This window comes from Pseudonocardia sp. CA-107938 (assembly GCF_050936315.1).
In the GTDB taxonomy this organism is placed as follows: Bacteria; Actinomycetota; Actinomycetes; order Mycobacteriales; family Pseudonocardiaceae; genus Pseudonocardia.
Genome location: NZ_JBNJNA010000001.1, coordinates 332255 through 355104, shown reverse-complemented (window position 1 = coordinate 355104; position 22850 = coordinate 332255). Strand labels below are relative to the sequence as shown.

Sequence of the window (22850 nt, the reverse complement as noted above, 5' to 3'; positions counted from 1 at the left end):
CATCCCACGCGGCGTGTCCCCGCGCGATATCGCGCGGGGAACCCGCAGGTCAACGGATGGTGCCCCCGGTAGGATTCGAACCTACGCTCCCGCCTCCGGAGGGCGGTGCTCTATCCCCTGAGCTACGGGGGCGGTACCTGGATCAGCCTAGCGCACGCCGCTAGTCAGTTCGGCAGCGGTGTCCCGCCGTGTTGGGCGAGGAGTTGGCGCAGGTAGTCGGCTTCCGAGGCCTGGGCGGAGAGCATCTGGGCGGCGAGGTTGCGCACCTGGGGGAGCTGGGCGTGGTCGGCGGCGTAGGCGAGCATCGACGCGCCGCCTTCGTGGTGGCGGAGCATGAGTTGCAGCCAGATGACGTCCATCTCGGTGCCGGTGCTCTTGCGCAGCCGGTTGAGGTCGTCCGAGGTCGCCATGCCGGGCATGCGGGTGACTCCGGGCCCGGAGGATCCGGCTTCCATGTGGTCGTGGCCGGGTGCGTCGGCCATCCACGTCATGTACCGCCCGGTGGGCAGGGCGGCGGCGCCCCACAGGTCGAGCCAGCCCTGCATGCGGCCGACCTGGCCGTGCTGGGTGTCCTCGATGTCGGTGGCGAGCAGCTTGAGCTGGGGGTCGGTGGTGTGGTCGCGTTCCCAGGACGCCATCTGCACGGCCTGGGTGTGGTGCACCGACATGTCCTGCGCGAACCCGACGTCGACGGAGTCGGCGCCGGGCGGGGGCTGCGGTTGCCCTGGCAGACGCAGCAGCACGCCTGCCACGACGCCGACGAGCAGCACCGTCAGCAGGACGGCCGCGCCGATCACGATCTTCTGCACGCGGGACGGGCCGGTCCGGGGACCGGCCTCGACGGTCTGCCGCACCTCGGTCTGCGTCACTTCGTCGGCTGCGTGGTCGGCTGCCCGACCGGCGCGTCGGGAGCGACGCCTGCGCCCTGCTCGACCTCGGCGCGCGTGCCCGGGGTGCCCGGCGCGGGGGCCGGCTCGTAGGGCGGAGGCGAGTCCTGGTTGAACGCCTGCGGCTGCTCCTGGCAGGTGGCGTTGGGCTCGGGGAAGGTGTTGGCGTTCAGGCGCAGGGCGGTGATGAACTGGTCGATGCGCGGGTCGTTCGCGTCGGCCAGCTTGAGCTGGTGGCCCCACGACTGCAGCGAGATCGGCTGGTCGAGCCCGGGGTAGGGCGACATGACCGTGTAGGGGACGGCGACCTTGGCCTTCAGCGTGTCGAGCGCGGCGCCGCTGACCTTCGTCGGGTCGTACGCGATCCACACCGCGCCGTGCTCCAGCGAGTGCACCATGTTCTCGTTGCGGACCGGTGTGTTGTAGACGACGCCGTTGCAGGCCGCCCACACCTGGTCGTGCGTGCCGCCGAACGGCGGGCTGTTGGTGTAGGCGACCTTCTCGGTGGGCCCGACGTGCACCCCGCCCCCGTACTCCTTGATCACGATGCCCGGGATGGCCTTCGAGGGGTCCGGGTTGGCAGCCGACGGCGTGAACGGGGCGAGCGCGGCGGCGGTGGCCTTCTGCTCGCCCTGCCGCATGACCACGTACGTGCCGATGACGGCGACCATGGCGACCAGCACCGTGACGGCCGTGACGACGCCCCACGGGAAGTTCCGCTTCGCGAGCGGTGGTGGGGTGGTGCGGCGCGCCGCTTTGGATGTCTTGCCGCTGGCCATGAACCGTCCCGTCTGCAAGCCGTCACCCGGACGGCGCTTGCCGATCCCGCGGCGATTCTAGGAACGCAACCTGAGAACGGTGTGAAGGGTGCCCGTCCGCCTCGCTCCCGCATCACACGACGGACGAGGTGGCGTCGGGTCGGCGCTTGCGGGACGAGCCGGCACAGCGTGCCGAGGGTCACACAGGTGCCACCTTCTAGACTCGGGCGGTGACCCCCGCCCTGCTCGCCGACCTGGTCCGGGCCGCCGCAACCGACGTCCTCACCGCGCGCGGGCTCGACCTCTCCGCCCTGCCCGCCGACGTCGGCATCGAGCGACCGCGCAACCCCGACCACGGCGACTACGCTACGAACGTCGCGCTGCGCACCGCGAAGAAGGCCGGGGTGGCGCCGCGCGACCTCGCGCAGTGGCTGGCCGACGACCTCGCCGCCCGCGACGGCATCGCCGCCGCCGACGTGGCCGGGCCCGGCTTCATCAACCTGCGCCTGGCCGCCGAGGCGCAGGGCGGCATCGTCGCCGACGCGCTGGCCGCCGGTGCCGCGTTCGGCACGGGAGCGGAGCTGGCCGACCGCGTGGTGAACCTGGAGTTCGTCTCCGCCAACCCGACGGGCCCGCTGCACCTGGGCGGCACCCGCTGGGCGGCGGTGGGTGATGCGCTGGGCCGGGTGCTCTCCGCACGCGGCGCGAAGGTGACCCGCGAGTACTACTTCAACGACGCCGGCGGCCAGATCGATCGGTTCGTGGATTCGTTGATCGCGGCCGCGCAGGGCGAGCCGACCCCGGAGAACGGGTACGGCGGCGCCTACATCGGCGAGATCGCCGCGCAGGTGGTGGCGGCGGCACCGGGGGTGCTCGACCAGCCCGACGGGCAGCGCCGCGAGACGTTCCGCACGGTCGGGGTCGGGCTGATGTTCGACGAGATCAAGCGCGACCTGCACGCCTTCCGCACCGATTTCGACGTGTGGTTCCACGAGAAGTCGCTGCACGACTCGGGTGCGGTGGAGCGCGCGGTCGAGCGGCTCAAGGCGTCGGGCAACCTGTACTTCGCCGACGGCGCGTGGTGGCTGCGGTCCACCGACGAGGGCGACGACAAGGACCGGCCTGTCATCAAGTCCGACGGCACGCCCGCCTACATCGCCGGCGACCTCGCGTACTACCTCGACAAGCGGGCCCGCGGCTTCGACCTGCTCATCTACATGCTGGGCGCCGACCACCACGGCTACATCGCGCGGCTGCGCGCGGCTGCCGCGGCGTTCGGCGACGACCCCGGCACCGTCGAGGTGCTGATCGGGCAGATGGTCAACCTCGTCAAGGACGGGCAGCCGGTGCGGATGAGCAAGCGCGCGGGCACCGTCGTCACGATGAACGACCTGGTCGACGCGGTCGGCGTGGACGCAGCGCGGTACTCGTTGATCCGCTCGTCGGTCGACTCGACCCTCGACGTGGACCTGGACCTGCTGGCCCGGCGCACCAACGACAACCCCGTCTTCTACGTCCAGTACGCGCACGCGCGGCTGGCGTCGCTCCAGCGCAACGCAGCGGACGTCGGGCTGACCGCCGGCACGGAGTACGGGCTGCTCACGCACCCGCGCGAGGGCGACCTGATCCGCACGATCGGCGAGTTCCCCGAGGTCGTGGCCTCGGCGGCGGAGCTGCGCGAGCCGCACCGTGTCGCCCGCTACCTGGAGTCGCTGGCCAGCGCGTACCACAAGTTCTACGACTCGTGCCGCGTGCTGCCGATGGGCGACGAGGAGATCACCGAGCTGCACCGGGCGCGGCTGGCGCTGTGCGCCGCGGCCCGCCAGGTGCTGGCGAACGGGTTGGAACTGCTCGGTGTGAGCGCTCCGGAGCGGATGTGACCAGGGCGCACCCGGCCGGGCCGCTGCACGCCGGGATCCAGGCCCCGCCGGAGACGGCCGGCCCGCGGCCGGTCGACGCCGCCGGGCTCGACGAGCTGGCCCCGTCGGTGTGGCCGCGCAACGCGGCGCGCGGCAGCGACGGCGTGCTGCGGATCGCCGGTGTCGACGTCCGCGACCTGGTGGAGACCTACGGCACCCCGCTGTTCGTGGTCGACGAGGCGGACTTCCGCTCCCGCGCTGCCGAGTTCGCGGCAGCGTTCGGCGCCGATTCGGTGCACTACGCCGCCAAGGCGTTCCTCAGCACGGAGATCGCCCGCTGGGTCGCCGCCGAGGGCCTGTCGATGGACGTGTGCAGCGGCGGCGAGCTGGCCGTTGCGCTGCGGGCGGGGTTCCCGCCGGAGCGGATCGCGCTGCACGGCAACAACAAGTCGACCGAGGAGCTCGCCGCGGCCGTCGACGCGCGGGTGGGTCGGGTGGTGCTCGACTCGTTCGCCGAGATCGTCCGGCTGGACGCGGTCGCCCGCGAGCGCGGTGTGGTCACCCCGGTGATGGTGCGGCTCACCGTGGGCGTCGAGGCGCACACGCACGAGTTCATCGCCACCGCGCACGAGGACCAGAAGTTCGGCTTCTCCATCGCCGGCGGCGAGGCGAGCGACGCCGCGGAGGCCGTGCGGCGGGTGCTCGCCGCCGACGGGTTGGAGCTGGTGGGGCTGCACAGCCACATCGGCAGCCAGATCTTCGACACCGAGGGCTTCGAGGTGGCTGCGCACCGCGTCGTGCGCTTCCTCGCGCAGCTGCACAAGGAGCACGGCTCCGACGCGCTCGTCGCGCTCACCACGCTCGACCTGGGCGGCGGCTTCGGCATCGCCTACCGCGCGAGTGAGACCCCGCTCGACGTGGTGCCGCTCGCGGAGGAGCTCCGGGCGATCGTCAAGCGCGAGTGCGCGGCCGCGGACCTCCAGGCGCCTGCGGTCGCCGTCGAGCCGGGGCGCGCGATCGCCGGTCCGGGCGGCGTCACGCTGTACACCGTCGGCACGCTCAAGGACGTGCCGCTGTCGAACGGCAGCCGCCGCTACGTCAGCGTCGACGGCGGGATGAGCGACAACATCCGCACCGCCCTCTACGACGCCGTGTACGACTGCCGGCTGGTGTCGCGCTCCTCGGAGCTGGACGGGTCCGGCGAGGCGGTGCTGTCGCGCGTGGTGGGCAAGCACTGCGAGAGCGGCGACGTGGTGGTGCGCGACTGCTGGCTGCCCGCCGACCTGGCCCCGGGCGACGTCGTGGCGCTGGCCGGCACCGGTGCGTACTGCTACGCGATGGCGAGCTCGTACAACCGGCTGCCGCGACCGGCGGTGGTGGCCGTGCGCGACGGGGAGGCCCGGGTGCTGCTGCGCCGGGAGACGATCGAGGACCAGTTCCGGCTGGAGGTGGACTCGTGAGCCCCGAACCGATCCGGGTGGCGATGCTGGGCTGCGGCACCGTCGGCGCCGAGGTGGTGCGGCTGCTGCGCTGGCAGGCCGACGAGCTGGCCGCCCGCATCGGCGCACCCGTCGAGCTGGCCGGGGTGGCGGTGCGCCGCCCGCACAAGCACCCCGAGCTGGGCGAGCTGCTCACCACCGACGCGCAGGGCCTGGTCACGCGCGACGACGTCGACGTGGTGGTCGAGGTGATCGGCGGCATCGAGCCGGCGCGCACGCTGCTGCTGGAGGCGTTGAAGGCGGGCAAGTCGGTCGTCTCGGCGAACAAGGCGCTGCTGGCCGAGGACGGTGCGGCGCTGGCCGAGGCCGCGGACGCGTCGGGCGCCGACCTGTACTACGAGGCCGCGGTCGCGGGGGCGATCCCGCTGCTGCGGCCGCTGCGCGAGTCGCTGGTGGGCGACCGGATCTCCCGCGTCGCGGGCATCGTCAACGGCACCACCAACTTCATCCTCTCCGCGATGACGGCGTCGGGGTCGAGCTACGCCGATGCGCTGGAGGAGGCCACCCGGCTCGGCTACGCCGAGGCCGACCCGAGCGCCGACGTCGACGGCTACGACGCCGCGTCGAAGGCCGCCATCCTCGCCTCTCTGGCGTTCCACACGCGCGTGACCTCGGCGGACGTGTACTGCGAGGGCATCCGGCACGTCACGGCGGCCGACATCGCCGCGGCCCGCGGCATGGGCTGCGTGATCAAGCTGCTGGCGATCTGCGAGCGGGTCGAGACGGGCGGGGTGGAGGCCGTCTCGGCGCGCGTGTACCCGGCGATGATCCCGGCGGCGCACCCGCTGGCGTCGGTCGACGACGCGTTCAACGCCGTGTTCGTCGAGGCGGAGGCGGCCGGCCAGCTGATGTTCTACGGGCAGGGTGCCGGCGGTGCCCCCACGGCGAGCGCCGTGCTCGGCGACCTGGTGGCGGTGGCCCGCAACCAGGTCGTCGGGGGCCGCGGATCGCGCGACTCGGCCTACGCGAGCCTTCCGGTGCAGCCGATCGGCGCCGTGCCGACGCGCTACCACGTGAGCCTCGACGTCGCCGACCGCGCCGGCGTGCTGGCCGCGATCGCCGGCGAGTTCGCCCGGCACGGCGTGAGCATCGCCGCCGTCCGCCAGACCGGCGACGGCAGCACGGTGGACGGCTCGGCGCGGCTGGTCGTGGTCACCCACGCCGCCCCCGAGGAGGCGCTCGCCACCACGGTGGAGCGGTTGGCCGGCCTCGACTCCGTCCGCGGGGTGGAGAGCGTGCTGCGGGTCGAGGACCTGGGCAGGAAAGGTGCAGGCGCATGACCAGCACGAATGTGGCTTCTGCCCGATGGCCGGGGGTCATCGAGGCCTACCGCTCCCGCATGCCCGTCGAGGACGGGTGGGAGATCGTCACGCTAGGTGAGGGCGGCACGCCGCTGCTGCCGGCGCCGCACCTGTCGGAGCGCACGGGCTGCGAGGTGTTCCTGAAGGTCGACGGCGCCAACCCGACCGGTTCGTTCAAGGACCGCGGGATGACGATGGCGGTCACCGCGGCGCTGGCCGACGGTGCGCAGGGCGTCATCTGCGCGTCCACGGGCAACACGTCGGCGTCGGCGGCGGCGTACGCGGCGCGGGCCGGCATGACGTGCGCCGTGCTCGTCCCCGAGGGCAAGATCGCGCTCGGCAAGCTGGCCCAGGCCGTCGCGCACGGCGCGCGGATCGTGCAGGTCCAGGGCAACTTCGACGACTGCCTGGAGCTGGCCCGCAAGACCTCGGCGGAGTACCCGGTGGCCGCGCTGGTCAACTCGGTGAACCCCACCCGCATCGCGGGCCAGGCCAGCGCCGCCTACGAGATATGCGACGTGCTGGGCCGCGCGCCCGACGTGCACTGCCTGCCCGTCGGCAACGCCGGCAACATCACGGCGTACTGGGCCGGCTACCGCGGCTACCTCGCCGACGGCCTGATCGCCGCCGCCCCGCGCATGTTCGGCTACCAGGCGGCCGGCGCCGCCCCGCTGGTGCACGGCGCCCCGGTGCGGCACCCGGAGACGATCGCGACGGCCATCCGCATCGGCGACCCGGCGTCCTGGCACGGCGCGGTGACCGCCCGCGACGAGTCGAACGGCCAGTTCAAGGCCGTCACCGACGACGAGATCCTGGACGCGTACCGGCTGCTGTCGGCGCGCGAGGCGGTGTTCGTGGAGCCGGCGTCGGCGGCGAGCGTGGCCGGGCTGCTGCAGTCCGCGGCCGACGGGACGCTGCCGCGCGGCTCGCTCGTCGTGTGCACGGTCACGGGCCACGGCCTCAAGGACCCCGACACCGCGCTGCTCGCGGCCGGCGAGCCGCACGTCGTGCCGATCGACCCGGCCGCGGTCGCGGCGGCGCTGGACCTCGCCTGATGGGCACCCCGCGCGAGGTGCTGGTGCGGGTGCCGGCGTCGTCGGCGAACCTCGGACCGGGCTTCGACTCGCTCGGGCTCGCCCTCGGCCTGTACGACGAGGTCGAGGTCAGCGCGCTCGACACCGCCGACGTCCGCGTCGAGGTGACGGGGGAGGGCGCCGGCGCCGTCCCGTGCGACGAGCGGCACCTCGTCGTCCGCGCGATGCGCACCGCCTGGAACATGAGCGGCGCCACCGACGACGGCAGCATGCCCGCCGGGATCGCGCTGCGCTGCCGCAACGCGGTCCCGCACTCGCGCGGGCTGGGCAGCTCGGCCGCCGCCGCGGTGGCCGGTGCGGTCGCCGCGATCGTGCTCTCTGGGCGTGATCCCGAGGCGGAGCGCGACACGTTGCTGCAGGTCACCGCCGGTATGGAAGGGCACGCCGACAACGCGGCGGCGAGCCTGTACGGCGGGTTCGTGGTCGCCTGGGAGACCCCTGGGAATACCGCGGAGCGCTTTCACGCTGTATCCCTCGAGGTCCACCGCGACATCCGTCCGGTGGCTCTCGTCGCGGGGGTCGAGTCGCTCACGTCCACTACGCGCGGGTTGCTGCCCGAGCGGGTGCCGCTGGTCGACGCGGCCTTCACCGGCAGCCGCACCGCACTCGCCGTGCTCGCCTTCACGCAGCGTCCCGCGCTGCTGATGGCGGCCACCGAGGACCGGTTGCACCAGGGCTACCGCCGCCCCGCCTACCCGGAATCGGCCGATCTCGTCGACGCGCTGCGCGCAGCCGGCGTGCCCGCCGCCATCTCCGGCGCGGGCCCGACGGTGCTGGCGCTCACCAGTGACGCGACGGTGCCCGACGGCATCGACATCGGCGGCTTCACCGCCCTGCCGCTGCCCGTCGACAACACCGGCGTCGTCGTGGAAACCGGCTGATCACCAGACTCCGGGGGGTCTTGTTGCCCTCCACGGGACGGGCCGTCTACCCTCACAGGCGCAACGGCGATCCACGCGTCTCCTGCGTGGCCACTCGAGCCGGGCTCGAATCAACCGGGGTATCGCACGCACCACCTGTGGTGTGCGCGATCGGGCATTCGGTCCGAGCGGCCTTCTCCCGTCGGACGTCGCAGTGATCGCCGGCCAGCGCCGGTGCGGCCGCATCTCCCGCGATCCGTTGACCGGCACCGCCTGGGCACACCGCCCGGGCGAAGTGTGAGATCCGCTGACCCGGGCCGACGCCCGGTAGGTCAGGAAGGACAATCGTTGAGCGAGACCGATCTCGTCAGCACCGAGGCACCTGCAGCACCCAAGAAGCGGGGTGGCCTCACCGGAATGGTGCTGGCCGAGCTCCGGGCGCTGGCCGGAGAGCTGAACATCCCCGACATCGCGGGCATGCGGAAGGGCGACCTGATCGCCGCGATCAAGGAGCGCCAGGCCGGCGCCCCGGCCGTCAAGGCGCCGAAGGCCGCGAAGCCGGCGAAGGCTGCGGCAGCGGAGCCGTCCGGGCAGCTGTCGCTGGCCGACCCGACGCCCGCCACCAGCGAGAACGCCGCTGCGCCCGCCGCTGCGCCCGCCGCTGCGGCAGAGGCGCCCGCCGAGCGCCCGACCCGCCGCCGGCGCGTCGCGTCGCGCCCCGCAGGCGCACCCGACCCGACGCCGGCCGCCGAGCCGAGCACGAACGGGTCCGCGCCCGCCGCCGAGGCACCGGCCGTCGAGGCTCCTGCCGCCGCGCCCGTCGAGGCCCCGGCGGAGACGCCGGCCGAGCAGGGCGAGCAGCCCGCCGACGGCCAGAGCCGCCGCCAGCGCCGCCGCCGCGCCGAATCCGTCGCCGACGCGGGCGAGGCCCCGTCCGTCGCCCCGGAGAAGGAGAAGGCGCCGGAGCAGGGCGACCGCCAGCAGGGCGGCCGCGGCGAGAACCGCGACGGTCGCAACCGCAACAACCAGGGCAACCAGCAGGGCGGCAACCAGCCGCAGGCCGGCGGCCAGAACGACAACCGCGGGCCGCGCGACAACCGCCCCGGCGATGACGACGACGAGGACGGCGACGGCCGCGGTCGCCGCGGGCGGCGCTTCCGCGACCGCAGGCGGGGCCGCGACCGCGAGCGCCCCGGCGGCGCCGGCGGCCAGAACACCGTCGACACCGAGGTGCGCGACGGCGACGTGCTGCTGCCCGTCGCCGGCATCGTCGACATCCTCGACAACTACGCCTTCGTGCGGACTACCGGCTACCTGTCCGGCCCGACCGACGTGTACGTGTCGCTGTCGATGGTCCGCAAGTACGGGCTGCGCCGCGGCGACGCGATCACCGGCACGGTGCGCGAGCCGCGCGAGGGCGAGCAGAGCCGGCAGAAGTTCAACCCGCTCGTCCGCGTCGACTCGATCAACGGGCAGGACCCCGAGCAGGCGCGCAACCGGCCGGAGTTCACCAAGCTCACCCCGCTCTACCCGAACGAGCGGCTGCGCCTGGAGACCGAGCCGCACAAGCTCACCACCCGCGTGATCGACCTGGTCATGCCGGTCGGCAAGGGCCAGCGGGCGCTGATCGTGTCGCCGCCGAAGGCGGGCAAGACCACGATCATGCAGAACATCGCGAACGCGATCACCACGAACAACCCCGAATGCCACCTCATGGTCGTGCTCGTCGACGAGCGCCCCGAGGAGGTCACCGACATGCAGCGGTCGGTGAAGGGCGAGGTCATCGCGTCCACGTTCGACCGGCCGCCGACGGACCACACCACGGTCGCCGAGCTGTCGATCGAGCGCGCGAAGCGCCTGGTCGAGATGGGCCACGACGTGGTCGTGCTGCTCGACAACATCACCCGGCTGGGCCGCGCCTACAACCTGGCGGCGCCGGCGTCGGGCCGGATCCTGTCCGGTGGTGTCGACTCGACGGCGCTGTACCCGCCGAAGCGGTTCCTCGGCGCGGCCCGCAACATCGAGGACGGCGGCTCGCTGACGATCTTCGCGACGGCGCTCGTCGAGACCGGGTCGACGATGGACACGGTGATCTTCGAGGAGTTCAAGGGCACCGGCAACGCCGAGCTCAAGCTCGACCGCAAGATCGCCGACAAGCGCATCTTCCCGGCCATCGACGTCGGCGACTCCAGCACCCGCAAGGACGAGCTGCTGATGTCGCCCGACGAGTACGCCGTGATGGTGAAGCTGCGTCGCGTGCTCTCGGCGCTGGACGACCAGCAGGCCATCGACCTGCTGCTCACCCAGCTGAAGAAGACCCGCACCAACATCGAGTTCCTCATGCAGGTGGCGAAGAACGCGCCTGGCAGCGAGCTCGACTGACCGCCTCCCGCCCGCCCCTGTGGAATTCGGGGGCGGGCGCGGTGGTTCAATGAACCGAACACGTACCGGCTCCGGTTCACCCTGCTCAGGGACCCGGCGGCCACATCGAGAGGACCCATCGTGCGCTCCGGTATCCACCCCGACTACGTCGAGACGCAGGTCACCTGCAACTGCGGCAACCAGTTCACCACGCGCAGCACCAAGCGCAGCGGCAACATCACCGTCGAGATCTGCTCGGCCTGCCACCCGTTCTACACCGGCAAGCAGAAGATCCTCGACGCCGGTGGCCGCGTGGCCCGCTTCGAGGCCCGCTACGGCAAGCGCGCCGCGAAGAAGTAGCTCCGACCACGGCGCCCACCGATCATCGGTGGGCGCCGTCGTCGTGTTCGGGTACGGAGAGGAGGCGCGCAATGACCACCGGAACCGCTGGTGAGCGTTCGGTCGACGCGCTGCTCATGGAGCACGCGGAGATCGAGGAGCAGCTCGCCGATCCCGCCATCCACGCCGATCCCGGACGTGCCCGCAAGCTGGGTCGGCGCTACGCGGAGCTGGGCCAGGTCGTGGCCGCTGCCCGCGCGCTGGCCGCTGCCCGCGACGACCTCGCGGCGGCCCGCGAGCTGGCCGCGGAGGACTCCGCCTTCGCCGCCGAGGCCGATGAGCTGGCCGCCCGCATCCCCGCGTTGGAGACGAAGCTCGCCGAGCTGATGCGCCCGCGCGACCCGCACGACGGCGACGACCTCGTCATGGAGGTCAAGTCGGGGGAGGGCGGCGAGGAGTCGGCGCTGTTCGCCGGCGACCTCGTGCGCATGTACACGCGCTACGCCGAGGCCCGCGGCTGGAAGGTGGAGGTGCTCGACGCCGTCACGTCCGACCTGGGCGGGGTGAAGGACACCACCCTGATCATCCGGTCGCGCGACGACGACCCCGAGGGTGTGTGGGCCACGCTCAAGTTCGAGGGCGGGGTGCACCGCGTGCAGCGGGTGCCCGTCACCGAGTCGCAGGGCCGCATCCACACGTCCGCGGCCGGGGTGCTCGTCTACCCCGACACCGGCGACGACTCCCCGCTGGAGATCGACGAGAACGACCTCCGCGTCGACGTGTTCCGGGCGTCCGGGCACGGCGGGCAGGGCGTCAACACCACCGACTCCGCCGTGCGGATCACGCACCTGCCCACCGGCACCGTCGTGACCTGCCAGAAGGAGCGCTCGCAGATCCAGAACCGGGCGCGCGCCATGGAGGTGCTGAAGTCGCGGCTGCAGGCGCTGGCCGAGGCCGAGGCCGCCGCGACGGCGGCGGAGGGGCGGAAGGCGCAGGTGCGCACCGTCGACCGTTCCGAGCGCATCCGCACGTACAACTTCCCGGAGAACCGCATCTCCGACCACCGCATCGGCTACAAGGCCTACAACCTCTCGACGGTTCTGGACGGGGAGCTGTCGGGCGTGCTGGAGGCACTGGCGGCGGCGGACCGCGCGGAGGCCATGCAGTGACGTCACACATCGGCGGGCCCCTTCACACACGTTCGAACGTGTGTGAACGGGCCCGGAGGTGTGTGACGTGACTCGGCAGCCGCTGCGGCTGGCCATCGCCGAGGCCGAGAAGGTGCTCGCCGCGGCCGGGATCGACTCGCCGCGCGTCGACGCCGAGCTGCTCGCCGCCTACGTCGTCGGCGCCGAGCGGACGAAGCTGATGCTGACGCCGCTGGTCGACCACGCCACCGCGGAGCAGCTGCGCCACCTCGCCGAACGCCGGGCCACCCGCGAGCCGCTGCAGCACATCATGGGCACCGCGCCGTTCGGGCCGATCACGCTCGACGTCGGGCCGGGTGTGTTCGTGCCCCGCCCGGAGACCGAGCTGCTGCTCGAGTGGGGGCTCGCGCGCATCGCCGACGTGCCGTCGCCGCTGGTCGTGGACCTGTGCACGGGCACCGGCGCGCTCGCGCTCGCCGTCGCAGCCGCCCGTCCGGACGCGGTGGTGCACGCCGTGGAGGCCGACGCGACCGCGTTGACGTGGGCGCGGCGCAACGCCGCCGCCCAGGTCGCGGCGGGTGCCACCTCGATCACGCTGCACGCCGCCGACGTGCGCTGGCCAGACCTGCTGGTGGAGCTGGAGGCGCGGGTCGACCTGGTGCTGTCCAACCCGCCGTACGTGCCCGACGGCACCGCGGTCGCCCCGGAGGTGGCGTGGGACCCGCCGTCCGCCGTCTTCGGCGGCCCGGACGGGCTGGAGATCGTGCGCGCGGTGATCACGGCCGCCGCCGGCCTGCTGCGGCACGGCGGCCACCTGGGCATCGAGCACGACGACACGCACGGCGAGGCCGTCCCAGCTCTGCTGCGCAGGCGCAAGGTGTTGACGGACGTGGAGGACCACGCGGACATGACGGGTCGCCCCCGCTTCGCCACGGCCCGCCGCACCCCTCTGCCGAGCTGAGGCCGGCCCAACCATTCGTCGAGAACGACGTTGTCGTGATCAACAAGCCCTGTTGATCACGACAACGTCGTTCTCGACGGGGGGTGTGGGGGTGCGGGTGGGCCGGTTCTAGGCTCCCGGCCATGGCCGAGACGTTCGACTGCGCCGTCCCCGACTCCCGGGTGGCGGGCCTCGCTGCCGCTGCCCGCGCCGTCCGCGCGGGACGGCTCGTGGTGCTGCCCACCGACACCGTGTACGGGATCGGCTGCGACGCGTTCTCCACATCCGGAGTGGCTGCGCTGCTGGCGGCGAAGCGGCGCGGGCCGGACATGCCGGTGCCCGTGCTCGTCGGCTCCTGGACGACGATCGACGGCCTGGTCGGCCGGGTGCCGCAGGAGGCGCGGGACCTGATCGAGGCGTTCTGGCCCGGGCCGCTGTCGGTGGTGCTGCCGCACGCGGCGTCGCTGTCGTGGGACCTCGGCCGCACCAAGGGCACGGTGATGCTGCGGATGCCGCTGCACCCGGTGGCTCTCGAACTGCTGCGCGACGTCGGCCCCATGGCCGTGAGCAGCGCGAACGTGTCCGGGCAGCCGCCGGCGGCGGACGCGGCGAACGCCCGCGAGCAGCTCGGCGACCTCGTCGACGTCTACCTGGACGGCGGCCCCTCCGGCGAGCCGGTCGCGTCGACGATCGTGGACCTCACCGCCGACGTTCCGCGCCTGCTGCGCACCGGCGACGTCTCCGCGGAGCAGGTGGCCGAGGTGATCGGCCGCGAGGTGGCGCCCGCCTAAGCGAGGCCGACGAGTGCGGCGAGGCGGTCGGTGGTCACGGCGAAGTAGCGGTCACGGTCCTCGACGACGTTGGTGAACTGGCCGAACAGCTCGAACGTGATCGTCCCGATCAGCGAGCTCCACACGAGCACGGCGCGCGAGCCGAGGGAGGAGTCGTCCGTCTCGGGCAGTCCGAGCTCGGTGTTCAGGCCGGTGCGCAGGGTGGTGTCGCTGCCCTCGCCGGGGTCGGTGATCGTGCCGGCGGCGAGCGCCTCCCGGATGATCCCGACGAACACCAGCGGCAGCCGCGCCGCCGACGCGACGGTGGTCTGCGGCGCGGAGTAGCCGGGCACGGGGGAGCCGTAGACCAGTGCCCACTCGTGCGGGTGCGCCAGGCCCCAGGCGCGCAGGGCGGTGCAGGCCGCGCGCCAGCGGTCCATGAGGTCGGGGCCCGCCGCCCGGTCCGCGGCCTCCACCGCCTCGCCGATGGCGTCGTAGGCGTCGACGATGAGGGTGGTGAGCAGGTCGTCGCGGCTCGGGAAGTAGCGGTAGACGGCCGACGACGCCATGCCCAGCTCGCGCGCGACGGCCCGCAGCGACAGGCCGACGGCCCCGGACTCGGCGAGGTGCCGCCGCGCGACATCGGCGATCTCCTTGGTCAGCTCGGCGCGCACCCGCGCCCGGACTCCGCTGGCGGTCATCGGCCGAGCGTATACGGATCGGTGACAAGTATCGAGAGCAGTGCTCCGAAAGGTAATGCGGCGTCCTGCACCGCCAACCTGTGTGAGGTGGGCGCAACCTGTGTGACGTCCTGTGGGGCCCGACGCGTACCGTTGGGCCGTGACCGCCGACGCCACTCCCTTCTGGGGCCCCGACTTCGACGCACTCCAGCAGCAGGACCCCGAGATCGCCGAGGTCGTGCTCGACGAGCTGGACCGCCTCCGCGGCGGACTCCAGCTCATCGCCAGCGAGAACCTGACGAGCCCCGCGGTGCTGGCGGCGCTCGGGTCGACGCTGTCGAACAAGTACGCCGAGGGATACCCGGGACGGCGCTACTACGGCGGCTGCGAGGTCGTCGACCGCGCCGAGGAGATCGGCATCGCGCGCGCCAAGGAGCTGTTCGGCGCGGAGCACGCGAACCTGCAGCCGCACTCGGGCGCGTCGGCCAACTTCGCCGCCTACGCGGCGTTCACGCAGCCCGGCGACACCGTGCTGGCGATGGACCTCAAGCAGGGCGGGCACCTCACGCACGGCTCGAAGGTCAGCTTCTCCGGCAAGTGGTTCAACGCTGTCAGCTACACCGTCCGCGAGGACGACGAGCTCATCGACTACGACCAGGTCCGCGACCTGGCCCGCCAGCACAGCCCCAAGATGATCATCGCCGGCGCCACCGCTTACCCGCGCCTGATCGACTTCGCCGCCTTCCGCGAGATCGCGGACGAGGTCGGCGCGAAGCTGATGGTCGACGCCGCGCACTTCATCGGGCTGGTGGCCGGCCAGGCCATCCCGTCGCCGGTCCCGTTCGCCGACGTCGTCACGGCCACCACGCACAAGGTGCTGCGCGGCCCGCGCGGCGGCATGCTGCTGGCCCGCGCCGAGCACGCGCAGGCGCTGGACAAGGCGGTCTTCCCGTTCTCGCAGGGCGGCCCGCTGATGCACGCCGTCGCGGCGAAGGCGGTCGCGCTCAAGGAGGCGGCGCAGCCGTCGTACAAGGCGTACGCCACGCAGGTCATCGCGAACTCGCAGGCGCTGGCCAAGTCGCTGGAGGCCGAGGGCATGCGCGCGGTGTCCGGCGGCACCGACACCCACCTGTCGCTGATCGACCTGCGCCCCATCGGCATCACCGGTGACCAGGCGGAGAGCCGCTGCGACGCCGCCCGCATCACGCTCAACAAGAACGCGATCCCGTACGACCCGGCGCCGCCGATGAAGCCGTCGGGTCTGCGGGTGGGCTCGCCGAGCGTCACCACGCAGGGCATGGTCGAGAGCGACATGGCCGAGATCGGCTCGCTGCTGGCCCGCGCGGTGAAGGCCGAGCAGGGCACCCCGGCCGGCGACGCGGAGCTCGCGAAGGTGGCCGACGAGGTGTCCGCGCTCGTGAGCCGCGCGCCCGCGTACCCGCGCGGCTGAGTCGGCCGGTAGCCCCGCCATGGGCCTCCCGATCAAGGAGTACCTCCTCAAGGAGTACCTCCTGGCGGGGCTCACCGCTGCCGTCATCACGTTCCTGCTGGTCGGGGTCGTGCGCCTGCTGGCGATCAAGGCGGGTGCCGTGGCATGGCCGCGGGGTCGCGACGTGCACACCACGCCGACGCCGCGCTGGGGCGGCATCGCGATGCTCGGCGGCGTGCTCGCCGGCGTCGCGATCGCCTACCAGCTGCCGGCGCTGCGGCTGGCGTTCGACACCAACACCGAGGAAGTGCTCGGCGCGGTCCTCGCCGCCGTCGTGCTGTGCGTCGTCGGCATCATCGACGACCGCTACGAGCTGGATGCGCTGACGAAGTTCGCCGGCCAGATCACCGCCACCGGCACGCTGCTGTTCTTCGGCGTGCAGTGGACCGTGGTGTGGGTGCCGTGGGGCGGCCCGGAGGGGCAGTACGTGAGTCTGGGCCAGGAGCAGGGCGCCCTGCTGACGGTGCTGCTCACGGTCGCGCTGGTCAACGCCATGAACTTCATCGACGGGCTCGACGGGCTCGCCGCGGGAGTGGGCGCGATCGCCGCGACCGCCACCGGCCTCTTCGCGCTGGGTCTGGTCACCGTGGCCGGCAACGACCCGTCGGTCTACTCGCCGGCGCTCATCGCGTTCCTGCTGGCCGGCGCCTGCCTCGGGTTCCTGCCGCACAACTTCAACCCGGCCCGGATCTTCATGGGTGACTCGGGCTCGATGCTGATCGGCGTGATGCTCGCCGCGGCCACGACGATCGCGTCGGGCAAGCAGAGCCCGTCCGGCTCCGGCAGCTCCATCAACCTGCTGGCGCTGCTCTCCCCACTGATCGTGCTGGCAGCGGTGGTGTTCGTGCCGTTCCTGGACCTGCTGCTCGCGGTGGTGCGGCGCACGCGCAAGGGCCTGTCGCCGTTCGCGCCGGACAAGATGCACCTGCACCACCGGCTGCTGGAGATCGGCCACAGCCAGCGCCGCGCGGTGCTGCTGATCTACCTGTGGGCCGGGTTGCTCGCGTTCGGCTCCGTCGCGCTCACCCTGATCGGCGACCCCGTGCTCGTACTGGTGACCCTCGGCATCGGGATGATCTTCGCCGTGCTCGCCACGGCCATCCCCCGGCTGCGCCGCCTTGCTCCGAACGCGCGCCCCGTTCACCCGACCGGGTCAATGCCGACGGTGCCCATCCGAACCGGACACGCGGGACGGAGTGACCTGGCCGACAGTGGTTTGTCGCAGGTCAGGGGGCGAAGGGCAGCACGCTGACGCTGTGATAGCGTCCCCTTCGCGGGCCGGTGTACGGCCATCACGCGTGCTGGCACCGGTTCACACGGCGTCACCGCGAGCATGGCCCTGACGGGCCCCGTGGACAAGCCCCTTCCAGACTTACGCAGAGAGGCGAGGAGCTTCTGGTGATCACTCACTCCCCGGCCGGCACGATGTACCGGTCGTCGGTCTGAGCATCGGTCCTAGGTGGCTACAGGCGATGGCCCACAGCTGGGTGACCTGCTCGCGATGGGCGGCGGAATGGCCGCGTGCGTCGTGGCGGGTTTCGGACTCGGCTGGCTCGTCGACTCGTTCCTCCACTCCTTCCCCGGCTTCGCACTCGTCGGCCTCGGCCTCGGGATCGTCGCTGCCTGCTGGTACGTCTGGTCGATCCTGAAGAGGTTCTCGTGAGTCGGAACGAGGTGAGCGCGTGGTGGTGATGGAAACGCCGTACACGCCGCCCGTCACGCGGGCGACGGTGCGCCGTTCGGCGGTCATCGCAGCGGTCGTGGCCGTGATCGCGTTCGCGGTCTGCATCCCCATGGGCTACGGCCTGTACGCGCTGTTCGGCGTGGTCGGCCTCGCGCTCGGCCTGCTCAACTCGTTCATGGTGATGCGCGCGGTGGTGAACTTCGCCGCCACCAAGCCCTCGCGCGGCCGGTTCACCGGGTCGGTCCTGGGTCGGCTCGCGGTGATCACCGTGCTCGCCTTCGCGGTCGCGCTGCTCTTCCGGCCGCAGGGTGTCGCGGTGTTCGCGGGCATCGCGATCTACCAGTTCGTCGCCGTCATGAGCTCGATGGTGCCGTTGATCAAGGAGATCAAGAAGAGATGACGACTGCCATCCTGGCGGCCGAAGAGGGCATCCAACCAGGCGTGCACTGGACCGTGGTGATCGCCGGTCTGAAGTTCAACATGGACACGATCATCATGACGTTCGTCGCGGCGGCGATCGTCACCGGCGCGGGCCTGTACATGGCCCGCCGCGCCACGAAGGGCCGCCCCTCCGGCCTGCAGATCGCGTTCGAGGCGCTCACCTCCTGGGTGCAGGGCCAGGTGCGCGACGGCATGGGCCTGCGCACGCCGAAGGGCGTGGTCGCGCTCGCCGTCACCTCGTTCGCGTTCATCCTGGTCGCCAACTCGCTGGCGATCCTGCCGATCCACCACTACCTGCCGCCGCCCACGGCCGACGTGAACCTCGTCTACGCGATGGTGCTGTTCGTGATCGTGTGGGTGTGGGTGGCGGGGCTGCGGGCCAAGGGCCCGGCCAAGTGGTTCGGCCACCTCGCCCACGGCGGCGTCGCGATGGTCCCGATCGAGGTCATCACCGTCTTCGGCAGCCGGCCGATCTCGCTCGCCCTGCGGCTGTGGGGCAACATCTTCGCCGGCGGGATCATGGTCTCGATCATCGGCCTGATCCCGTGGTGGCTCAACTGGGCGCCGACGGCGCTCTGGAAGCTCTTCGACCTGGGCATCGGGGTCATCCAGGCGCTGATCTTCACGCTGCTCACGATCATCTACTTCAGTGACTCGGTCGGAAGTGACGACCACGCCGAGGCCCACTAGGGCCTACGGGCTCCCCCACCAACGTAGGACGGAACGCCGCGCCCGGTCTGTCGGTCGCGACGAGAAGGAACGAGGAGAGACATGAGCGCAACGATGGTGCTGGCGCAGGCTGCGGCCGACGAGGCCGGCGCGCGGGCCACGCTGCTGGGTCTGGCCATGGTCGGTGGTGGTCTTGCTCTCGGCGGTGGCGCCCTGGGCGCGGCCGTCGGTGACGGTCTGGTCGGCGCGTCGATGATCCAGGGTGTGGCGCGTCAGCCCGAGGCCGCCGGCCGGCTGAACACCACGATGTTCCTGATCATCGGCCTCTGCGAGGGCATGTACTTCATCAACCTGGCCTTCATGGCGCTCTTCGTGTTCGTCACGGGCGCCAGCCTCCCCGGGTGAGAACGATGACGTTGGCAGCCGAGGGTGGCACGAACGACATCTTCCTGCTGCCCAACTCCACGTTCGTCGTCTGCCTGCTGATCTTCGTCGTGATGCTGTGGATCTTCAACAGGTTCATCGTGCCGCCGCTGGCCAAGGCCATGCAGGAGCGCGAGGAGATGCTGAAGAAGCAGGCCGAGGACCGGGCCCAGGCCGCCAAGCGGCTGGAACAGGCCAAGGAGCGCTACGAGTCCTCCCTCGCCGAGGCCCGTGCCGAGTCCACCCGGATCAAGGACGAGGCGCGCGCCGAGGCGGAGAAGATCCGCCAGCAGCTGCGCGCCGAGACCGATGAGGAGATTGCCCGGATCCGGGCGGAGGGCCTCGCGCAGCTCGAGGAGCAGCGTGCGGCCGCCGTCGGCAGCCTGCGCAGCGAGATCGGTGGCCTGTCCACCGACCTGGCCGGGCGCATCCTGGGCACGCCGATCGCGGCCGACGGCGCACGGAAGTCGACCATCGAGAGCTACCTCGCCGAGCTCGCGAGCGCCGACTCCGGCAAGCAGTCGGTGGGAGGGACGAGCTGATGCTCAACCAGATCGCCGAGATCGTCGCGTTCGTCATCATCGCCTGGGCGCTGTGGAAGTACGTCCGGCCGATGCTGGCGAAGATGGTCGCCGACCGGCAGGACGTCGTCCAGAAGCAGGTCGAGGACAGCGAAGAGGCCGAGCGCCTCAACGCCGAGGCGCAGCGCCGCTACGACGCCGCTGTCGACGAGGCGAAGCAGGAGGCCGCCCGGCTGCGCGACGACGCCCGCGCCGACGCCACTCGCATCAAGGAAGAGCTGATCGAGCAGGCCAAGGCCGAGGTCGAGCGCATGAAGCAGCGCGGGGCCGACCAGCTCGTCGCCGAGCGCGACCAGCTGGTGCGTGCTCTGCGCGGCCAGATCGGCGGGCAGTCCATGGAGCTGGCCGAGCGCCTGGTGCGCGAGGAGCTCGCCGCCGACAGCAGGAAGTCGGCTTCGGTCGACGCGTTCCTCGCACAGCTGGGTGATCTCACGCAGCGCGGGTCGAAGGCCGAGTCTTCGGCATCAACCACCGGGGGAGGGGCCTGATGGCAGCCGGAGGCAACCTGACTGCCATGCAGTCCGCCAGCCGGGAGTCGCTGGCCGAGGCCACCAAGCGCCTCGACGCGCTCGTCGACCGCGCGACGGCGGCCGACCTGGCCACCCTCGGCGACGACCTGTTCGCCGTGCTGCGCCTGGTCGTGTCCGAGCCGGCGCTGCGTCGGCACCTGGCCGACCCGTCGGTTCCGGCTGCGGCCCGCAGCCATCTGGCCGACCAGCTCTTCTCCGGCAAGATCGGGCGCACCGCGCTCGACGTGCTCTCCGACATCGTGTCGGCGCGGTGGTCGCGCACGTCCGATCTGGAGGACGCGCTGGAGGCGCTGGCCCGCCGCGCGGTGCTCGGGGTGGCGGAGAAGGACGGCACCCTCGACGACGTCGAGGACCAGCTGTTCCGCTTCGGACGCATCCTCGACCGCGAGCCCCAGCTGGGGCAGCTGCTGGGCGACCGCACCCAGCCCGTCGAGGGTCGGGTCGGGCTGTTGAAGAAGGTGCTGGGCGGCGAGAAGAGCAAGGTGTCCGCCGTCACCGCGACGCTGCTGGAGCAGGCGGTGCGCATCCCGCAGGGGCGCACCCTGGACCGGCAGGCCGAGCAGCTCTCCGAGCTCGCCGCGGCCCGGCGCGACCGCTACGTCGCCCACGTCCGCACCCCGGTGCGGCTCTCGGCCGCGCAGGAGCAGCAGCTCGCCGAGTCGCTCACGCGCGTGTACGGCCGGCCGATCTCCCTGCAGGTCGAGCTCGACGAGTCGATCCTCGGCGGTCTGGTCGTCAAGGTCGGCGACGAGCTGATCGACGGCAGTGTGGCCAGCCGGATCGCCGCGGCGCGCCGCACCCTGCCCAGCTGAGCCTCGCGGCCGGCACCCGCCCACGAACTTTCTGTTCCGCGAAGAGAAGGAAAGACGGACAGCCATGACAGAGCTGACGATCTCCCCGGAGGAGATCCGGAGTGCGATCTCCAGCTACGTCTCGTCGCTGGAGACGGACACCTCCCGCGAGGAGGTCGGCACCATCGCCGACACCGGTGACGGCATCGCGCACGTCGCCGGCCTGCCCTCGGCGATGACCAACGAGCTCCTGGAGTTCGAGGACGGCGTGCTCGGCGTGGCGCTGAACCTCGAGCAGCGCGAGATCGGTGCGGTCATCCTGGGTGACTACGCCGGACTGGAGGAGGGCCAGCAGGTCCGCCGCACCGGCGAGATCCTCTCGGTGCCCGTCGGCGACGGCTTCCTCGGCCGGGTCATCGACCCGCTGGGTGCCCCGATCGACGGCCTCGGCGACATCGAGTCCGAGGAGCGGCGCGTCCTGGAGCTGCAGGCCGCGTCCGTGATGGAGCGGCAGTCGGTGAGCGAGCCGCTGCAGACCGGCATCAAGGCCATCGACGCCATGACGCCGATCGGGCGCGGCCAGCGCCAGCTGATCATCGGCGACCGCAAGACCGGCAAGACCGCGGTCTGCGTCGACACGATCATCAACCAGAAGGAGAACTGGGCGAGCGGCGACCCGAAGAAGCAGGTCCGCTGCATCTACGTCGCCATCGGCCAGAAGGGCTCCACGATCGCGGGTGTCCGCCAGTCGCTGGAGGACGCCGGCGCGCTGGAGTACACGACGATCGTCGCGGCGCCCGCCTCCGACCCGGCCGGCTTCAAGTGGCTGGCCCCGTACACCGGTTCGGCCATCGGCCAGCACTGGATGTACCAGGGCAAGCACGTCCTGATCATCTTCGACGACCTCTCGAAGCAGGCCGAGGCGTACCGCGCGATCTCGCTGCTGCTGCGCCGCCCGCCGGGCCGCGAGGCCTACCCGGGCGACGTCTTCTACTTGCACTCCCGGCTGCTCGAGCGCTGCGCGAAGCTGTCCGACGACCTGGGCGCCGGCTCGATGACCGGCCTCCCGATCATCGAGACCAAGGCCAACGACGTGTCGGCGTACATCCCGACCAACGTCATCTCGATCACCGACGGCCAGGTGTTCCTCGAGTCGGACCTGTTCAACCAGGGTGTCCGCCCGGCCATCAACGTCGGTATCTCGGTCTCCCGCGTGGGTGGTTCGGCGCAGGTGCGCGCGATGCGGACGGTCTCCGGCTCGCTGCGTCTTGACCTGTCGCAGTACCGCGAGCTGGAGGCGTTCGCTGCCTTCGGTTCCGACCTCGACGACGCCTCGGCCCGCGCGCTGAGCCGCGGCAGCCGCCTGGTCGAGCTGCTCAAGCAGCCGCAGTACCAGCCGCTCGCCGTGGAGGAGCAGGTCGTCTCGATCTGGCTCGGCACCACGGGCAAGCTCGACTCGGTGCCGGTCGCCGATGTGGGGCGGTTCGAGAAGGAGTTCCTCGAGCACGTCCGCCGCAACGAGGAGGGCGCGTTCGCGGAGATCCGCGACACCGGCAAGCTCTCCGACGAGAACGTGGAGCGCCTGACCCGCACGGTCGACGAGTTCAAGAAGGGCTTCACCGCCTCCGACGGCTCCTCCGTGGTGCCGAGGGAAGCGAAGGAGAAGGCCCTCGACGAGGACGAGGTCGACCAGGAGAAGGTCAAGGTCAACAAGCCCGCTCCGGCCAAGAGCTGAGGTAGAAGACT

At 72.0% G+C, this 22850-nt stretch carries 23 protein-coding genes and 1 tRNA gene; 20 read left to right on the top strand and 4 right to left on the bottom strand.

The features are described from left to right. Positions 1–57: 57 nt before the first annotated feature. From ACQEVB_RS01695 to ACQEVB_RS01685, 3 genes are all read right to left on the bottom strand, one after another. A tRNA-Arg gene (locus ACQEVB_RS01695) sits at positions 58–132 on the bottom strand. Positions 133–164: 32 nt separating this feature from the next. Then, positions 165–869 (bottom strand): DUF305 domain-containing protein, encoded by a 705-nt coding sequence (locus tag ACQEVB_RS01690; RefSeq protein WP_432963859.1) that lies wholly within the window; start codon positions 867–869, stop codon positions 165–167. Further along, a complete protein-coding gene (locus tag ACQEVB_RS01685; RefSeq protein WP_432963856.1) occupies positions 866–1666 on the bottom strand; it encodes a DUF3105 domain-containing protein in 801 nt (266 codons plus the stop codon). The genes ACQEVB_RS01690 and ACQEVB_RS01685 overlap by 4 nt, the downstream gene beginning before the upstream one ends. A 209-nt stretch (positions 1667–1875) precedes the next feature. Between ACQEVB_RS01685 and argS the strand changes: the two genes are divergently transcribed. From argS to ACQEVB_RS01635, 10 genes are all read left to right on the top strand, one after another. Continuing rightward, a complete protein-coding gene (gene argS, locus ACQEVB_RS01680; protein WP_432963853.1) occupies positions 1876–3525 on the top strand; it encodes an arginine--tRNA ligase in 1650 nt (549 codons plus the stop codon). After that, positions 3522–4964, top strand: coding sequence for a diaminopimelate decarboxylase (lysA, locus tag ACQEVB_RS01675; RefSeq protein WP_432963850.1), 1443 nt, complete (start codon positions 3522–3524; stop codon positions 4962–4964). The genes argS and lysA overlap by 4 nt, the downstream gene beginning before the upstream one ends. Before the next feature lie 23 nt (positions 4965–4987). After that, the gene (locus ACQEVB_RS01670) at positions 4988–6283 is read left to right on the top strand and encodes a homoserine dehydrogenase (RefSeq protein WP_432980052.1); all 1296 of its coding nucleotides are present in this window, start codon (positions 4988–4990) and stop codon (positions 6281–6283) included. Then, positions 6280–7359 (top strand): threonine synthase, encoded by a 1080-nt coding sequence (thrC, locus tag ACQEVB_RS01665; RefSeq protein ID WP_432963847.1) that lies wholly within the window; start codon positions 6280–6282, stop codon positions 7357–7359. The genes ACQEVB_RS01670 and thrC overlap by 4 nt, the downstream gene beginning before the upstream one ends. Continuing rightward, positions 7359–8279 (top strand): homoserine kinase, encoded by a 921-nt coding sequence (thrB, locus tag ACQEVB_RS01660; protein ID WP_432963844.1) that lies wholly within the window; start codon positions 7359–7361, stop codon positions 8277–8279. Before thrC ends, thrB begins: the two co-directional genes overlap by 1 nt. 327 nt (positions 8280–8606) lie before the next feature. Continuing rightward, the gene (gene rho / locus ACQEVB_RS01655; protein WP_432963841.1) at positions 8607–10640 is read left to right on the top strand and encodes a transcription termination factor Rho; all 2034 of its coding nucleotides are present in this window, start codon (positions 8607–8609) and stop codon (positions 10638–10640) included. Between the two features lie 120 nt (positions 10641–10760). Continuing rightward, positions 10761–10979 (top strand): 50S ribosomal protein L31, encoded by a 219-nt coding sequence (rpmE, locus tag ACQEVB_RS01650; protein ID WP_432963838.1) that lies wholly within the window; start codon positions 10761–10763, stop codon positions 10977–10979. Between the two features lie 71 nt (positions 10980–11050). Continuing rightward, positions 11051–12127, top strand: coding sequence for a peptide chain release factor 1 (gene prfA, locus ACQEVB_RS01645; protein WP_432963835.1), 1077 nt, complete (start codon positions 11051–11053; stop codon positions 12125–12127). Between the two features lie 67 nt (positions 12128–12194). Beyond that, positions 12195–13067, top strand: coding sequence for a peptide chain release factor N(5)-glutamine methyltransferase (gene prmC / locus ACQEVB_RS01640; RefSeq protein ID WP_432963832.1), 873 nt, complete (start codon positions 12195–12197; stop codon positions 13065–13067). Positions 13068–13189: 122 nt separating this feature from the next. Further along, a complete protein-coding gene (locus tag ACQEVB_RS01635) occupies positions 13190–13837 on the top strand; it encodes an L-threonylcarbamoyladenylate synthase (RefSeq protein ID WP_432963829.1) in 648 nt (215 codons plus the stop codon). Here the strand turns inward: ACQEVB_RS01635 and ACQEVB_RS01630 are convergent. Then, a complete protein-coding gene (locus ACQEVB_RS01630) occupies positions 13834–14517 on the bottom strand; it encodes a TetR/AcrR family transcriptional regulator (protein ID WP_432963826.1) in 684 nt (227 codons plus the stop codon). The genes ACQEVB_RS01635 and ACQEVB_RS01630 overlap by 4 nt on opposite strands. Positions 14518–14656: 139 nt before the next feature. Here ACQEVB_RS01630 and glyA point away from each other — a divergent pair, with 139 nt between their 5' ends. The 10 genes from glyA (at position 14657) to atpA (ending at position 22839) form a co-directional block, all read left to right on the top strand. Next, the gene (gene glyA, locus ACQEVB_RS01625; RefSeq protein WP_432963823.1) at positions 14657–15946 is read left to right on the top strand and encodes a serine hydroxymethyltransferase; all 1290 of its coding nucleotides are present in this window, start codon (positions 14657–14659) and stop codon (positions 15944–15946) included. 19 nt (positions 15947–15965) lie between these two features. After that, positions 15966–17237, top strand: a complete 1272-nt coding sequence (locus ACQEVB_RS01620; protein WP_432963820.1) for a glycosyltransferase family 4 protein — start codon at positions 15966–15968, stop codon at positions 17235–17237. Between the two features lie 207 nt (positions 17238–17444). Beyond that, positions 17445–17648: an AtpZ/AtpI family protein gene (locus ACQEVB_RS01615; protein WP_432963817.1), complete on the top strand. Its 204-nt coding sequence runs from the start codon at positions 17445–17447 to the stop codon at positions 17646–17648. A 19-nt stretch (positions 17649–17667) separates the two neighbouring features. Beyond that, positions 17668–18069 (top strand): hypothetical protein, encoded by a 402-nt coding sequence (locus ACQEVB_RS01610; RefSeq protein ID WP_432963814.1) that lies wholly within the window; start codon positions 17668–17670, stop codon positions 18067–18069. Further along, a complete protein-coding gene (atpB, locus tag ACQEVB_RS01605; protein WP_432963812.1) occupies positions 18066–18800 on the top strand; it encodes a F0F1 ATP synthase subunit A in 735 nt (244 codons plus the stop codon). The genes ACQEVB_RS01610 and atpB overlap by 4 nt, the downstream gene beginning before the upstream one ends. An 81-nt stretch (positions 18801–18881) precedes the next feature. After that, on the top strand, positions 18882–19184 hold the full coding sequence (gene atpE, locus ACQEVB_RS01600; protein WP_432963809.1) for an ATP synthase F0 subunit C: 303 nt from the start codon (positions 18882–18884) through the stop codon (positions 19182–19184). A 5-nt stretch (positions 19185–19189) separates the two neighbouring features. Further along, the gene (locus ACQEVB_RS01595) at positions 19190–19744 is read left to right on the top strand and encodes a F0F1 ATP synthase subunit B (RefSeq protein ID WP_432963806.1); all 555 of its coding nucleotides are present in this window, start codon (positions 19190–19192) and stop codon (positions 19742–19744) included. Further along, a complete protein-coding gene (atpF, locus tag ACQEVB_RS01590) occupies positions 19744–20271 on the top strand; it encodes a F0F1 ATP synthase subunit B (protein WP_432963803.1) in 528 nt (175 codons plus the stop codon). The genes ACQEVB_RS01595 and atpF overlap by 1 nt, the downstream gene beginning before the upstream one ends. Positions 20272–20297: 26 nt before the next feature. Beyond that, complete coding sequence (locus ACQEVB_RS01585; protein ID WP_432963800.1) at positions 20298–21125, top strand: F0F1 ATP synthase subunit delta; 828 nt, start codon at positions 20298–20300, stop codon at positions 21123–21125. A 64-nt stretch (positions 21126–21189) separates the two neighbouring features. Further along, a complete protein-coding gene (gene atpA, locus ACQEVB_RS01580) occupies positions 21190–22839 on the top strand; it encodes a F0F1 ATP synthase subunit alpha (protein WP_432963797.1) in 1650 nt (549 codons plus the stop codon). Positions 22840–22850: the final 11 nt, after the last annotated feature.